Consider the following 13,697-nt stretch of genomic DNA (forward strand, 5'->3'; position numbering starts at 1 on the left):
CGTGAATCGGCGGATTGTGTGGGCGCCGTCGGCGGCCAGCGTCGCGATGGTCACGGCGAATGAGCGCGTCGAGATGCATCGGGCGAGCGACGGATGGTGGCGCGTGGAATTGAGTCCCGAATTATCGCGAGCCGACTACGCCTTCAGTCTCGACGGCGGTCCGCCTTTGCCCGATCCGCGATCGCCGTATCAGCCGCACGGTGTGCACGGTTTGTCGCGGCCGGTCGATCACTCGGCTTTCGAGTGGCGCAATACGAAATGGCAAGCGGCGACGTTGTCGTCGGCGATCATTTACGAATGCCACATCGGAACGTTCACGTCGTCGGGGACGTTTGACGCCGTGATCGAGCGTCTTGGCCATCTGCGCGAGCTGGGTGTGACCCACATCGAGTTGATGCCGGTGGCCGAGTTTTCGGGCGCGCGCGGGTGGGGCTACGACGGCGTCGATCTTTTCGCACCGCATCATTCGTACGGCGGCCCGGACGCGATGAAACGCTTCATCGATGCGGCGCATGGGCATGGTCTCGGCGTTATTCTCGATGTCGTTTACAATCATCTCGGCCCGGAGGGGAGCTATCTCGCCAAGTTCGGTCCCTATTTTACTAATCGCTATCGCACGCCGTGGGGCGACGCGGTTAACCTCGACGACAGAGACAGCGACAAGGTCCGCCGATTCTTCTGCGACAACGCGTTGATGTGGCTGCGCGACTATCGCGTCGACGGTCTGCGCCTCGATGCGATTCACGCAATTTTCGACGCCTCCGCGATTCACTTTCTCGAGCAGCTGGGCGCGGAGGTTCATCAGCTGGAAGCCGAAGTGGGGCGCCATCTGTTCGTGATCGCGGAAAGCGACCTCAATCAGCCGCAAATCGTCGCGGCGCGCGAGGCGGGTGGCTACGGCCTGGACGCGCAATGGAATGACGATTTTCATCACGCGCTGCACACTATCCTGACGGGTGAGACCGCCGGCTACCTGGCGGACTTCGGATCGATCGCGCAGCTCGCGAAGTGCGTTACGCGCGGCTTCGTTTACGACGGTACGTATTCGAAGAGTCGGCGGCGGACGCATGGCAGGCCGGTGCTCGGGCTTTCGGCGCATCGATTTGTCGCGTTCATGCAGAACCACGATCAGGTTGGCAATCGCGCGATGGGCGAGCGTCTTGGGCATCTGGTGACTATGGAGCAGCTCAAGATTTCCGCGACGCTTTTGATGACGTCGCCGTTTATCCCGATGTTATTTCAAGGCGAGGAATGGAACGCGTCGAGCCCGTTTCAGTACTTCACCGATCATCAGGATTCCGCGCTGGCAGAGTCTGTACGCAAAGGCCGGCGTGCGGAATTCGCACATTTCGTCGCGGATGCGTCGGAGGTTCCCGATCCACAGGCATTGCAGACGTTCGAGCGATCCAAGCTGGACTGGGACGAGCGCGAGCGGGACGAGCATCGCGAAATATTCGAATGGTATCGGCAACTGATTGCTCTTCGCCGACGCGTTCGCGACTTCGAGAAGGGCGAGCTCAACCTTGACGCTGTAAAGTTCGACGAAGCAGCGCGCTGGATATGCGTAAGTCGCGGCGAGTCCCTCGTGATTTGCAATTTCGCGACGAGTCCGCAACGCATACCAATTGCGCAGGAGGCAAATCGCTTGCGCGTCGCGCTCGCGTCGAAACACGGCGTTCGAGTGGACGGCCTCGCGATCGAGCTGCCGCCGGTCTCCGTCGCGATCCTGGCGCCGGAAGACGGCGCTCGTTCAACGGGAGGGTTCGAGTGAGTAGTCCGATCGAAAACTATGCGCTCATCGGAAACCTGCGAACGGCGGCGCTGGTCGATCGGACTGGTTCGATCGATTGGTTATGTTTGCCCCGGTTTGATTCGGGCGCATGCTTCGCGGCGCTTCTCGGAGACGAGACAAACGGTCACTGGCTCTTGGCGCCAAAAGGCGACGTCAAGCAAGTCCGGCGGAAGTATCGCGATGAGACGCTAATCCTCGAAACCGAGTTCGAGACTGAAGGCGGTGTTGCGACAGTCATCGACTTCATGACGGTTGAAGAGCGCCCGGAGCGGGTCGAAGTGATTCGAATCGTGAAAGGAATTCGGGGGCAGGTGCCGATGCGCACGGAATTAATTTTGCGGTTCGACTATGGCCGCACGATCCCGTGGGTGCGAAAACGCGATTATGGTCTCAGCGCGGTCTCGGGGCCGAGTGCGATCGCCTTCCGAACCGCGGTACCTCTGAGTAGCAAGGACTATACGACCTTTGGCGAATTTACTATCAGCGAAGGTCAAACTGAGACGTTCAGATTGACCAGTTATCCTTCGCACGAAGACGAACCGGGTGACGCGGATCCGCTCAAGATGCTATCGGCGACCGAACAACGGTGGCGAGACTGGTCTGGCCGCTGCAGTTGCCAGGGCGAATGGCGAGAGCCGGTATTGCGGTCGCTGATCACTCTAAAGGCTCTCACATATAGGCCAACTGGAGGTATCCTTGCGGCGCCGACGACCTCGCTCCCCGAGAGTCTCGGCGGTGCGCGCAATTGGGACTATCGATTTTGCTGGCTGCGCGATTCTACTTTCACACTTTACGCACTATTGATTTGTGGCTATATCGATGAGGCGCGCGAGTGGCGCGAATGGCTACTCAGAGCAATAGCCGGTCATCCACAAGATACTCAGATCATGTATGGAGTCGCGGGCGAACGAATGCTCATTGAGTCGGAGCTTCCGTGGCTGTGTGGCTATGAGAACAGCTGCCCAGTGCGTATAGGCAATGCGGCGCATCAGCAGTTTCAGCTCGACGTCTATGGCGAAGTGATCGACACGCTGCACGTGGCGCGCAAGTACAAACTGGAACGCAACGATGACGCCTGGCGCTTGCAGACTGCGCTGATGGATTTCCTCGAATCGGGCTGGAAGGAACCTGATGAGGGAATCTGGGAAGTGCGTGGTCCTCGGCGGAATTTTACGCACTCGAAGGTGATGGCGTGGGTGGCAGTCGATCGATCGGTGAAAGAAATTCACCACGGCTTCGGCGATGGTCCGATCGATCGATGGCGAGCGCTGCGCAACGAGATTCATCGCGACGTTTGCAGCCATGGCTTCGATCCAGAGCGCAATGCGTTCGTCCAATACTATGGATCGAAATCGCTCGATGCGTCGCTGCTGATGATTCCGCTGGTCGGTTTCTTGCCGGCAAATGATCCGCGCGTAGTGTCGACGGTCGCAGCAATCGAACGGGAACTTATGTACAAAGGCCTGGTGCTCAGATATCCGACCGAGACCGGCGTCGACGGCCTCCCGCCGGGTGAGGGGGCGTTCATTCCGTGCACGTTCTGGCTCGCTGACAACTATTCGATGGCAGGCCGTCATCAGGAGGCGCGCGATCTCTATTTGCGTCTGCTCGATCTGCGCAATGACGTCGGCCTGCTCTCCGAAGAATATGATCCCGTTCTTCGCCGCCAGCTCGGGAATTTTCCGCAAGCCTTCAGCCATGTGTCGCTGGTCAACACGGCGCACAATATTATGCCGGCTGAAGGTCCCGCGGAGCATCGAGCCGAACATTGATCGTCGAACCGATGCGAGAGGGCAGCCAATGCGAACATCGACGCGACTTCTCGCCCTGGCGCTTGCGACGTTGCTTTATGGATGCCATGCCTCGCCGGAGCCTGATCAACTCAATATCGCGCTGGCGGTCTTCCCTGACGAAGCCGCGCGCTATGAGTCGTTCGTCGCCGACTTCGAATCGCAGCACCACATGCATGTGAAGGTGTTCGCGCAGACTTACACCGACATACTGCAAGCGATGCGGGTGCAAGCCGGGAGTCATGGATCGCTCGACCTGATTGAACTCGATCTCGCGATGCTGGGCGAGGCGCATAGTTACGCAGAACCGATCGACAAGGTCGTGTCGCCGACTGCGCGGGGGTTGTTTTCAAAAGAGGCGTGGGATGCCGCGACGATCGATCGGCAACTCTACTTTGTTCCGCACCGGTTGATGTGGCAGGCGATGATCTACAATCACGTTGAGGTGCCGAATCCGCCGGCGACGTGGGATGAGCTCGAGCGGTTCGCGCGCGAGCATCCGGGCAAGCTCGCGCTGAAAGGCGCGCGCTACGAGGGCGCGATTTGTGACGTGATGCCGTTCGTGTGGACGGCGGGCGGCAACGAATGCGCGCCGGATTCGACTGGATCGATCCGCGCGCTCGATTTTCTGCGGCAACTGGCGCCGGACTTGAATGACGAGTCGGCGGTGTTTCGCGAGATGTCGGTGCTTGAAGCGCAAGCGCGCGGCGCGGTCTGGATTCATTTCAACTGGCCGTTCGCGATTGGCTATCTGCACACGAAAGGCCTGGCCCCCAACGTAAATCTGAGCGCGCCGATTCCGGCCGGGCCTGACGGCAGAGCAACCGCGCTTGGTGGCGGCTACCTTGCTATTCCGAATTCCGCGCCTCATCCGAAGCTCGCCGCGGAATTCATCGAGTATCTTCTGACGGCGGACACGCAAGCGAAGTTGAGCCGCGAACTTGGATGGTATGGGAGTGTTCCGCCGGCGCCCGGAAGCGAAGACGCGATACTCTATGCCGGCTACACCGCAATGCGACCGTTTGTGCGAGCGCGTCCGACGGTCGATTGCTATGCCGATCTGAGCGATCAATGGCGGCGTGCGATACGCGCGGTGCTCTTCGATGACGCTGCGCCGGCCTCTGCGGTCAGGTCCAACATTCTAGATGCGCATGACCGATGCGACTGCGCGCAATCGCCTTCAGGTTCACAGCTGTGAATCCTGCCGCAAAGAGACTTCGCATCGTCTTCGTCGTGGTGCCATGCATCTTCATGATCGCGATGCTCGTGTTGCCTGCGTTGAACGGCCTGATTCTTTCTTTCGATCATAACGGTCCGTCGCTAGCCAACTACAAAATTCTTTTCGATGATTCGATGTTCTGGCGCGCACTAGCGAACAACCTGCTGGTGCCGTTCGGGAGCGTCATTGTCGAATTTGTACTGGGACTCGCGCTGGCATTGGCGCTGACGGCGCGGCGGAGCCGGTCCGCAATTATAGAAACCGCGGCGATACTGCCGTTCGCGATTCCCGAGATCGTTATCCTCACGCTTGCGCGCTACATCTTCATGCCGCGCGGATACTTGAACGGCGCGATCGCGATGACCGGGATGCATCTGCTGCCGTGGCTGAGTCCGCGCAGTTCGCTGGCTATGTTCACGGTCATCGTGGTTGACGCGTGGCACGTGACTCCGATCGTGATGCTGATGTTGATGGCGGGTCTGCAGACGATCCCCGACGAACTCTACGAAGCGGCACGCCTCGATGGTGCTGGAACGTTCGCCACGTTCAGGTTCGTCACGCTGCCGATGCTGACGCCGGCAATTGTTGGAGCGCTGATCCTGCGTGGAATCGATGCGTTGAGGATTTTCTCAACCGTGCTCGTACTCACTGGGCCAGAAGGGGTTCCTGTGCTCTCGACTTATTCCTACGGCTTATGGGATGACGCACAGAAACCGCACGAAGCGATGGCAGCTTCGATGATCCTGGCACTGATGGTCACGATGATCGGAGTCGGCGGTCTCGTGGCAGCGCGCCGATTCTCGCGCGACGATGGAGCGTTGGCGTGAAGCCTGGAGCGAAAGGCGATACCGCCGACCGCAGTCTGCGGGCCGCACGCCTCGCATTGAACGCGTTTGTGATTGTGGGCGCCGCGTTGCCGCTCTACATTCTCGCGAAACAGGCGGTGACGCCCGAGCTCGAGACCTTTGCGTGGCCGCCGCATTGGACGCCGCATCATCTGACGCTCGCACATTTCATCAGCGTGTTTGCGGTCAATGAGCTTCGCAGCGCGGTGCTTAGAAGTCTCGGCGTCGCGGCGGTTTCGGCGGCGATTGCGACATTGCTGGGTGCGATGCTGGCGCACGCGATGGCGCGCAGCTCGTTGGCGCAACGCGTCGGATTTTCTACGGTGTCAGGGATAAGGCTGCTGCCGATGATCGCAGTGGCGATTCCGCTGGGGATTATTCTGGCAACTTTTGGAATTTACGATTCACCGACTGGAATCGGGCTGGCGATCGTTCACGCTGCAATCGCGATTCCGACGGCCGCGCTGACCTTGTACGCTGCTTTCGTTGCGATTCCGCTCGAGATCGAAGAGGCTGCGTGGATCGATGGTGCCTCGCCCTTGCGAATATTTCTGACGATCGATCTGCCGATGGCGCGCGGCGCGATCGCGACGGCGCTGATCCTGTGCTTCATCCTGAGCTGGGATGAATTTGGATTTGCACTGCTCGTGCAACAGACCAATCGCACGCTTCCTCCGCTGCTTTACTACTACACGGTGTTCGGCAACGTCGGTCCCGCCAGTGCGCTCGCGCTGCTGATGATGGTTCCGGCGATCTGTGTAGTTGTCGCGCTGGGTCCGTCGTTGCGCGGAGCGCTGACGGCAGGGAGTTCGCGATAAGGCGCCGCCGACATGGCAGACCTCGTCGTTCGAAACCTGACGCGTCGTTTCCCTTCTGGCGGCGGCATTTTTGACGTTTCGCTGTCTGTCCAGAGCGGCGAATTCGTGGTTCTCCTTGGTCCTTCGGGATGTGGAAAGACCACGTTGCTGCGGATGATCGCCGGGCTTGAGTTTCCTGACAGTGGCGAAATTCAAATCGGCGGAACGAATCAGGCCGGCAACACGACACATCGCGAGGCGATCGCGATGGTGTTTCAGAATTTCGCGCTCTATCCGCACATGACGGTGTTTCAGAACATCGCGTTTCCGTTGAAGCTGCGGCATGTCGCGCGCGAGGAGACCGAACGGCGGGTGAAGGAGAGCGCAGCCAAGGCGGGACTCACTGTCGATCTAACACGCTATCCGCGCGAGCTGTCAGGGGGGGAACGGCAGCGCGTCGCGCTTGCGCGCGCGCTGGTGCGCGAGCCGGAAATCATTTTGATGGACGAGGCGCTCGCGAGCCTCGACGCACAATTGCGTGCATCGCTGCGGATCGAACTGAAAGATTTTCAGCGCCGCACCGGCCGCACTTTCGTGTACGTGACGCACGACCAGGTCGAAGCGCTCGCGCTGGCGGACAGACTGGTGGTGATGCGCAAGGGGAGAGTCGAGCAGGTGGGAGGCCCTCAGGAGGTTTTCGATCGGCCGCAGAGCGAGTTTGTCGCTGCATTCGTGGGCAATCCGCCAATGAATTTCTTTGTTGCGGAGAGGGCAGCGAGCGCAAGCCTCATCGCCGATGGCGTCGATTTTAAGATCAAAGCGCCGGAGGGCTATGCGCAAATCAAGGTCGGCATTCGTCCGAATGATTTGGCTCCGGAAGTGGGCGACGGGCGCGTTGCGATCGAGGTCGTGGTCGAGAGCGTCGAATTCTCGGGCGCGACGTACATCGTCTACGCGAAGTTAGGAAGTAATCCGATTCGAGCGGAGTTGTCGCGACGGGTCGAAGCAGGCGCGCGTCTGACGCTGTATTTTGAACCCGCGCGAGCACATCTGTTCGATCCGTCGACGGGCCGGCGGATCGGTCCTGCTTAGTTATTCCACCGCACGTGGATGATGGTGTCGGCGTGGAGGAACATATCGCTGGCTTTGACTCTGTTGTAGCTCGTGCTGCTGCCACGCCCACAATCCAACGGCGAGCGCACCGACGACAGCGGCACCGATCAGCGCTGAGCGTTCTGTGTTCGGGTCGACGTATCGATTATTCCACTCCGGCGGCGGCGCGCTTTGAGGATAGTAGTTTTGCGGCGGAATGGGCTGCGAATAGCCTTGCGATGGAACGGCCGAAGTCGAAGGTCCGTCACCATCCTGGTGCATGTAATCATCGACACTGCCGAGATTTGCTTCCGCCAACTGGATTGGAGGATTAACTTCGGCGCTTACCGTTGAGCCGCTGAATTCAGGCGAAAGATTGGCGAAGGCGCGCGTAGTCGACATCACCCAGACTGTCAGAGCGATCAGTATCGCGAGCACCAACGTGCAAAATTTTTGTCGATCGCAAATTTGATGTAACCGCAACACACAACTCTCCCGCGTTATATAGACGCGGTCGCGGAAGATCTGGTTACGGCGCGGGGACCTCGAACCAGACGGTGCCGAGGGGGGGTAGCCGGAGAGATAGTGAATAGGGGAAGGCGTGCCAGGGAATTTTTTCCGCGGTCACCGCGCCGGCATTACCCTGATTGCTGCCACCGTAGAGAGTCGAGTCGCTATTGAGAATTTCGCGATAGACGCCAGGAGTCGGAACGCCGACACGGTATCCGGCGCGCACGACCGGCGCGAAATTACATACGCAGATCACTTTGCGGCCGCTGGACGGCGCGATCCGCATGAAGGCGATCACGTTCTCGTCGGAATTGTTGGCATCGATCCACTGGAAACCGGACGGCTGATGATCGGCTTCCCACAGGGCAGGCTCGGCGCGATAGATGCGATTAAGATCGCGAATCAGGTTCTGCAGGCCGCGATGGTCGGACTCATCGAGCAGATTCCAATCAAGGCTGGCGTCATGATTCCATTCGCGCCACTGGCCGAACTCTCCCCCCATGAAGAGAATTTTTTTCCCCGGGCGCGCCCACATGTAACCGAACAGCGCGCGCAAGTTGGCGAACTTCTGCCATCGATCGCCGGGCATCTTGTCGAGCAGCGAGCGCTTGCCGTATACGACCTCGTCGTGGGAGAGGGGCAGCATAAAATTTTCGAACCATGCGTAGACGAATCCGAAGGTCAGATCGCGATGATGAAATCGGCGATAGATGGGTTCCTTCTCGAAGTAGTCGAGAGTGTCATGCATCCATCCCATGTCCCACTTGAAGCCGAAACCAAGACCGCCGACATAAACCGGGCGGCTGACACCGGGCCATGAAGTGGACTCCTCGGCAACCATCATGACGCCCGGCTGACGCGCGTAGATCTGCAGATTCATTTCCTTGAGAAATGAAATCGCTTCGAGGTTTTCGTTGCCGCCGTGGATATTCGGAATCCACTCGCTGCTTTTGCGACCGTAGTCGAGGTAGAGCATCGACGATACTGCGTCGACGCGAATCCCGTCGGCATGGAATTCCTCGAGCCAGTACTTCGCGTTGCCGAGCAGAAAGCTTCGGACTTCGTTGCGGCCGAAATTGAAAATGAAGGTGTTCCATTCGGGATGGAAGCCCTGGCGCGGATCGGCATGCTCGTAGAGAGCGGTGCCGTCGAAACGTCCGAGGCCGAAAGAATCGGTCGGAAAGTGCGCGGGCGTCCAGTCGAGAATCACGCCGATACCATTTTGATGAAGACGATCGACCAGGTAACGAAAGTCGTCGGGCGATCCGTAGCGGGCAGTGGGCGCATAGTAACCGGTCGTCTCATAACCCCAGGAACCGGTGAACGGATGCTCCATGACGGGAAGGAATTCGACGTGGGTAAAGCCGAGGTCGACCAGGTATTCGACGAGTTCCGCGGCGAGTTCGCGATAGGTGAGCGGCCGGTTGCCTTCCTCAGGCACGCGGCGCCAGGAGCCGAGATGCATTTCATATATAGCGGCAGGACTGCGCAATGGATCGCGGCTGTTTCGATTCGACATCCAGCCGGCGTCATTAAATGAGTAATTGGACTGATATACCTTCGATGCAGTAGCGGGTGGGCATTCGGTGGCGAACGCGAAGGGATCGGCCTTAATAGTCAGTCCGCCGGTTTTAGTACGAATCTCGTATTTGTATTTCGTACCTGCAGTCAGGTCGGGGAAAAATATTTCCCAGACACCGGAGTTGCCGAGCATCCGCATCATGTCGAGGCGGCCGTCCCAACTGTTGAAGTCGCCAACCACGCTGACGCCATCGGCATTCGGCGCCCAGACTGCGAAGGACGTCCCCTGAACGCTATCCACCTCGCGAACGTGCGCGCCCAGCTTGTCCCAGATGCGTTCGTGTTTCTGTTCCGCCCATAAATAGAGATCGAGCTCGCCTAACGTCGGCGGGAACGGGTAGGGCTCGCGAATCGTGACGACAAGATCGCCGGAGTAGTGAATGCGAAGCTGATATGGGAAGACCTGACGCCGGTCAGACATGAGAATCTCGAACAGGCCGGGCTCGGGGCGCTTCAGCATCTCGCGCGGCGGCTCACCGTCAATGAGCAGGGATATTTTCTGAGCGTCGGGACGATACGCGCGCACAATTACTCCGCGGTCGGTCGGATGCGCGCCCAGTATCGAATGTGGATCGTGATGCCGGAGCGCCAGAAGGCGCTTGAGTTCCTCGGATGGAATACTGGAGACGGTTAAGTCGCCGGACTTCGCGATCGGCTGTTCATGCTCGCGGACTTTCATGGATACCAGGATTGGGGACGATCAGGTTTTGAGTATTAGTACTTTCCAGGCCGAGCGATTGTCCAAGACTGAGTAATGGAATCAATAGCCAGTCGGGGCGATTGTTTAGTTCGTAGCCAAGTTCGTAGATAGCCTTGTCCATCACGAAGGCGTCGAGCACGATTCTCAATTCTTCGTCACTCTTCGGAATGAAAGACGCGTGGCCGCCGGCTTCCAGATAGCCTTTCATGAATGCCCACGATGACCAGGTCCGCCAGAAGTTCGACCACGGCACCATGCCGGCAAAATCGAACTTGCCCAGTGCTCCGATTCTCAGCTGCTCGACAGTCGAGGTGAGGGCCGCGTAGTGAAATGAGCGCAGCATCCCGGCGACGTCTCGCAATCCGGCGCGCTTGAGCCGGCGCTCGCTCAGCGGACGGGCAGGCTCGCCCTCGAAATCGATTATGGCGAAGTCGCGGCCGGTGTACAGAAGCTGGCCGAGATGCAGGTCGCCATGAATGCGCATTCGATCGATGGTCAAGCGGCATCGAAGAAACGCGTCGAATCGTGCGGCGATCTCCCGCTGATGCGAGGAGACCAGTTGCGCCAGTTCGCGCAAATCTTTCGGAACGATCGACGCGCGACTGTTGAGCATGCGCATCACGCGCGCGAGCAAATTCTGCATCGATTGATAGGTCGAGCGCTGGTAGAGGGTCGAGTAGGGCTCAGGCGCGAACTCGGGATCATCGCTAGTTGATGTTAGCGCGTGATGAAGTTCGGCGAGACGCTTGCCCATCAATCGCGCCGCGTCGAGATAGTGACCGATCAACTCGGCGGCAAGCGGATCTGGCTCCTGCACCGTCAGCAACTCGTAGAGAGTTTTGTCGGTCGTCGGCGGCGGTTCCGATCTGGTGGCGGCGTTCTCGAGGTAGCGATGCATTTCTCCGAGCGTGAACTGCCACGCATCGCCTTCGTTGGGCACGAAGCCCTGCAGCACGGCGATATTTTTTCGATCGCCGTTTTCGGAGCTGTAATCGATCCATCCGGCCAGCGGAGGCACGTGCGAAAACAGCGCGTGGGTCGTCAGGAAGCGTCCAATCTCGAGGTCGGGATTCAGACCGTCTTCGATGCATCGAAAGAGCTTGATGATAAAGCGGTCGCCGTACACGACCGAGCTGTTGCTCTGCTCCGCCTTCAGGACGCGCGGTTCGAGGGGAGTTTCGGGATTTCCGCGCAGCTGATGAAACGCCTGAGTGACACCGGGCAGAAGCTCGCCGAGCGAACCGCGATGACGACGGCGCCGCGCGATGATCTCGAGGAGAGTAGTCAGGAAATCCGGATCGACGGCAGCGTCAAAAAGGATTCCGTCGCTGTCGCCGTTGCGTCGCGAACTAGTCACTTCGGCAATGACGTGCTCCGGCCAACGCGATCGTAAGTCGCGCGCTCGATCGCCTGTCGCAATAGCCAGTGGCAACAGGTAAGTCTCGGGCTCGCTGTTTGAGTATTCGACATTGAGCAGAGTGAGGTGCGCAACGGCTGGTCCCTCCGCCATCGGCATGGCCTCCGCGATGTGAACGGCGGTGATAGGCCGGGTCTTCGAGCGAAACCACCGACAGTGTAGCAAGTAGGCGGGCAAGAGGCGTTCGAGTTGCTGGCGAGATTCGCTGCGTAGGAAGCCATCGAAACTCGCATTCATCTCGATGCGAGGAATTTCGTACTCGGAGCGATCGGCAGCGGTGGTTGTCTTGGGCTGTTCGATCGAGAACCAGAAGAAACCGTGCGGTCCGAGAGTCAGCAGGTAAGGCAGATCTCCGATTGGGGGGAAAGGCGTGCGGCCGAATAACTCGACCGGCGTCGTCCCTTTGAACTTGGCGAGATCGAGCTCGACGTATTGGACGAATCGCGAGAGATTGGCGACTACCAAAATTTGTTCGTCTTCATAGGCGCGGATAAAAGCCAGCACGTGTGAGTTTTCAGGACTGAGAAACTCCATCGTGCCGCGGCCGAATGCTTTGATCTGTTTGCGCAGCGCAAGCAGTCGACGCATCCACCACAGCAGCGAATGACGATTGCTCTCGTGCGCTTCGACGTTGACGCTCTGGTAGTGGTACTCGGGATCGATGATCACAGGCAGAATGAGACGCTGCGGATTGGCGGTGGAAAATCCGGCGTTGCGATCCGCGCTCCACTGCATCGGCGTGCGCATTCCATCGCGATCGCCGAGGTACACATTGTCGCCCATTCCAATTTCGTCGCCGTAGTAAATGACCGGCGTTCCCGGCAATGAACACAGCAAGGCATTATTCAGTTCAATAGTACGTCGATGATTTCCGAGCAGAGGGGCGAGCCGGCGGCGAATACCCAGATTGACTCTCATTCGCGCGTCCTGCGCATAGGCGCGATACATATAATCGCGCTCCTCGTCGGTAACCATTTCGAGCGTCAGCTCGTCGTGATTACGCAGAAACAGTGCCCACTGGCATGTCGGATCGATCTCGGGAGTCTGCGCCCAGATGTCGGTAAGCGGAAATCGATCCTCCATCCGCACCGCCATGAACATTCGAGGCATCAGGGGAAAATGGAATGCCATATTGCATTCCTTGCCCTCCGCCAGGTACGCGACGGCGTCTTCCGGCCACTGATTCGCCTCGGCCAGCAGCATCCGGTTGGGGAACTTCGAGTCGATGTAAGCTCTCAATTCACGCAGGAATGCGTGGGTTTCGGGCAGGTTCTCACAATTCGTGCCTTCGCGCTTGAAGAGGTAAGGAACCGCGTCGAGCCTGAGACCATCCACGCCGAGACCGAGCCAGAACGAGATCACTTTTCGAATTTCGCGGATGACTGCCGGATTGTCGTAGTTGAGATCAGGTTGATGGGAATAAAATCGGTGGAAGTAGTAAGCCTTGGCGACTGGATCCCAAGACCAGTTGGACGGCTCGAAGTCCTGAAAGATTATTCGCGCTTCCTTGTACTTCTCAGGCGTGTCGCTCCACACATAGTAATCGCGAAATATACTTCCGGCGGGAGAACGGCGGGCGCGCTGAAACCATTCATGACGATCCGAAGTATGATTCAATACTAACTCAGTGACTATCTTGAGACCGCGCCGATGGGCCTCGCGCACGAATATCTTGAAGTCGCGCAAAGTCCCGCACGAAGGATGGATGTTGGTATAGTCGGAAATGTCGTATCCATCGTCGCGCATCGGAGAAGGATAAAAGGGAAGCAGCCAGAGCGTGGTGACGCCCAACGCGTGCAAGTAGTCGAGCTTGGCGGTCAGACCGGGGAAATCGCCGACTCCGTCGGCGTTGCTGTCGAAGAAGGAGCGGACGCGCAGTTCATAGAAAATAGCGTCCTTGTACCACAAAGGATCAGGCTTCGAATTGTTTTCAGGCTGGTTGGTCGGCACGAGT

General features: G+C 58.7%; 9 protein-coding genes. 6 read left to right on the top strand and 3 right to left on the bottom strand.

Translation table 11 applies throughout. The features are described 5' to 3' along the window. Position 1 precedes the first annotated feature (1 nt). The 6 genes from treZ to WB650_RS15230 are packed head-to-tail and all read left to right on the top strand — an operon-like array spanning position 2 to position 7,535. Positions 2–1,771, top strand: a complete 1,770-nt coding sequence (gene treZ / locus WB650_RS15205) for a malto-oligosyltrehalose trehalohydrolase (RefSeq protein WP_423961061.1) — start codon at positions 2–4, stop codon at positions 1,769–1,771. Continuing rightward, on the top strand, positions 1,768–3,564 hold the full coding sequence (locus WB650_RS15210; protein ID WP_423961062.1) for a glycoside hydrolase family 15 protein: 1,797 nt from the start codon (positions 1,768–1,770) through the stop codon (positions 3,562–3,564). Before treZ ends, WB650_RS15210 begins: the two co-directional genes overlap by 4 nt. Before the next feature lie 28 nt (positions 3,565–3,592). Then, positions 3,593–4,780, top strand: a complete 1,188-nt coding sequence (locus tag WB650_RS15215; RefSeq protein ID WP_422305792.1) for an extracellular solute-binding protein — start codon at positions 3,593–3,595, stop codon at positions 4,778–4,780. Beyond that, positions 4,777–5,628 (top strand): carbohydrate ABC transporter permease, encoded by an 852-nt coding sequence (locus tag WB650_RS15220; RefSeq protein ID WP_423961064.1) that lies wholly within the window; start codon positions 4,777–4,779, stop codon positions 5,626–5,628. Before WB650_RS15215 ends, WB650_RS15220 begins: the two co-directional genes overlap by 4 nt. After that, complete coding sequence (locus WB650_RS15225) at positions 5,625–6,464, top strand: carbohydrate ABC transporter permease (protein WP_422305789.1); 840 nt, start codon at positions 5,625–5,627, stop codon at positions 6,462–6,464. Before WB650_RS15220 ends, WB650_RS15225 begins: the two co-directional genes overlap by 4 nt. A 12-nt stretch (positions 6,465–6,476) precedes the next feature. Beyond that, entirely contained in the window at positions 6,477–7,535 is a 1,059-nt protein-coding gene (locus WB650_RS15230) for an ABC transporter ATP-binding protein (RefSeq protein WP_423961066.1), read from the top strand. On the opposite strand, the gene WB650_RS15235 is transcribed toward WB650_RS15230, so the two are convergent. The 3 genes from WB650_RS15235 to treS all read right to left on the bottom strand — a co-directional run bounded on the left by WB650_RS15235 (position 7,536) and on the right by treS (position 13,693). After that, positions 7,536–7,853 (bottom strand): hypothetical protein, encoded by a 318-nt coding sequence (locus tag WB650_RS15235; RefSeq protein WP_423961068.1) that lies wholly within the window; start codon positions 7,851–7,853, stop codon positions 7,536–7,538. A 211-nt stretch (positions 7,854–8,064) separates the two neighbouring features. Beyond that, positions 8,065–10,305, bottom strand: coding sequence for a 1,4-alpha-glucan branching protein GlgB (gene glgB, locus WB650_RS15240; RefSeq protein WP_422305783.1), 2,241 nt, complete (start codon positions 10,303–10,305; stop codon positions 8,065–8,067). Continuing rightward, positions 10,286–13,693, bottom strand: coding sequence for a maltose alpha-D-glucosyltransferase (gene treS, locus WB650_RS15245; protein ID WP_422305781.1), 3,408 nt, complete (start codon positions 13,691–13,693; stop codon positions 10,286–10,288). Before treS ends, glgB begins: the two co-directional genes overlap by 20 nt. Between the last annotated feature and the right edge of the window lie 4 nt (positions 13,694–13,697).

Source organism: Binatus sp. (SeqCode) (assembly GCF_049584895.1).
In the GTDB taxonomy this organism is placed as follows: domain Bacteria; phylum Desulfobacterota; class Binatia; order Binatales; family Binataceae; genus Binatus.